This window comes from Planomonospora algeriensis (assembly GCF_977012225.1).
In genome coordinates this window covers 1-1,750 of sequence record NZ_CDRNDK010000796.1, presented here as the reverse complement: position 1 = coordinate 1,750, position 1,750 = coordinate 1, and the positions used below count along the sequence as shown (strand labels likewise).

The window sequence follows — 1,750 nt, the reverse complement described above, 5'->3', positions numbered from 1 at the left end:
CCGCTCCCGGGACGGCCTCGCACAACCGGTCGCCGTCCACCAGCCAGACCGCGTCGGCGAGGTCGGCGTCCAGCGCGTACGGCACGACCGGCGGCAGGACCAGCGAGACGGCGGCCGTGCCCTCGGCGATCCGCGGCAGCCACTCCGCGGCGAGCCCGCCCGATTCATCCGCTCCGGCCGTCCCGGATTCACCGCCGATCCGCCCGGTCCCGCCGGGCCCGGCGAATCCGCCGAGCCGGCTGAGCAGCTCGGCGGCGGCGGCGGTCTCGGCCAGCGGCCCCGGTACGGCGTGCCGCCCCAGCTCGTGGAAGGCGGTCACCAGCTCCACCGGGAGCGGTCCCGCCCCGCCGGCCGCCTCCGGCACCGCCGGCGCGAAGACCCCGGCCTCGGCGAGCGAGCGCCGCAGCGCCAGGACCGGCCCCGGATCCCCGGCCGCCCGGGAGCGGATCACGCCCGGCGTCCCGGCCCCGGCCAGCAGCTTGTGCAGGGTCTCGCCGAACAGCCGCTGCTCGGCGTCGAGGATGAACTTCACCGTCGTCTCCCGGTCCTGTCGTGCCCCGTCGCCCCGGCGCGCCCCCGTGCTCTCGCCGTGCTCACCGGTCCGCCCTGGGCAGGCCGAGCACGCGCTCGGCGATGACGTCGCGCTGGATCTCGTTGGTCCCGGCGTAGATCGGCCCGGCCAGGGAGAAGACGTAGCCCTCCAGCCACTCGCCCGCCAGCTCGCCGTCCGGGCCCAGCAGGTCGAGCGCGGTCTCGTGCAGCGCCAGGTCCAGCTCCGACCAGAAGACCTTGTTGACGCTGGACCCGGCGCCCACCTCGTCGGTGCGGGAGATCGTCTCGAAGCCCTTCAGCCGGTAGGCGCGGGCCCGGATCCAGGCGTCGGCCACCCGGTCGCGCAGCGCGGTGTCGGCGGGGTCGGCGCGCTCGAGCCAGAGCGCGACCAGCCGGTCGGCGGCCGCGGTGAACCGGCCGGGGCTGCGCAGGGTGAGACCGCGCTCGCTGCCGGTGGTGCCCATCGCCACCCGCCAGCCCTCGCCCGGCGCGCCGACCACGTCGGCGTCGGGCACGAACACGTCGTCGAAGAAGAGCTCGGCGAAGGCGGGCCTGCCGTCCAGGCGGCCGATCGGGCGGCGGGTGAGGCCCTCGGCGTCCAGGGAGAACATCAGATAGGTCAGGCCCCGGTGCCGTTCGGCCCCCGGGTCGGAGCGGAAGGGGCCGAAGCCCCGGTCGGCGAAGGCCGCACGCGAGCTCCACGTCTTCTGGCCGTTCAGCTGCCAGCCGCCGTCCACCCGGGTCGCGGTGGCGCGCAGCGAGGCCAGGTCGCTGCCCGCCTCCGGCTCTGACCAGGCCTGGGCCCAGACGACCTCGCCGGAGGCCATCGGCGGCAGGATCCGCTCCAGCTGCTCGGGGGTGCCGTGCGCGAAGAGCGTCGGGGCGAGCAGGTTGACGCCGTTCTGGCCGACCCTGCCGGGCGCCCGGCGGCGTGGTACTCCTCCTCGAAGACCAGCCACTCCAGCGGGCTCGCGTCCCGCCCGCCGTACCGGGCGGGCCAGGAGACGACCGACAGGCGTGCGTCGTACAGCTCGCGCTCCCAGGCGCGGTGGGCGGCGAAGCCCTCCGCGGTCTCCAGCGAGGGCAGGGGGGCGGCGGGCACGTGGGCGCGGAGCCAGTCGCGCACCTCGGCGCGGAACGGCTCGGCGGCCGACAGGTCAAGATCCATCGGTGGCGGCCTCCGCGCTCGCGGGACCGG

The 1,750-nt window shown here is 76.6% G+C and carries 1 protein-coding gene and 1 pseudogene; both read right to left on the bottom strand.

The window, feature by feature from the left end:
- Nucleotides 1-532 (bottom strand): acyl-CoA dehydrogenase family protein (locus ACWJ6R_RS35860; protein WP_449066466.1); only part of this gene is annotated, 532 nt, incomplete at its 3' end.
- Between the two features lie 61 nt (nt 533-593).
- A pseudogene (locus ACWJ6R_RS35855) lies at nt 594-1,720 on the bottom strand (acyl-CoA dehydrogenase family protein).
- Nucleotides 1,721-1,750 lie beyond the last annotated feature (30 nt).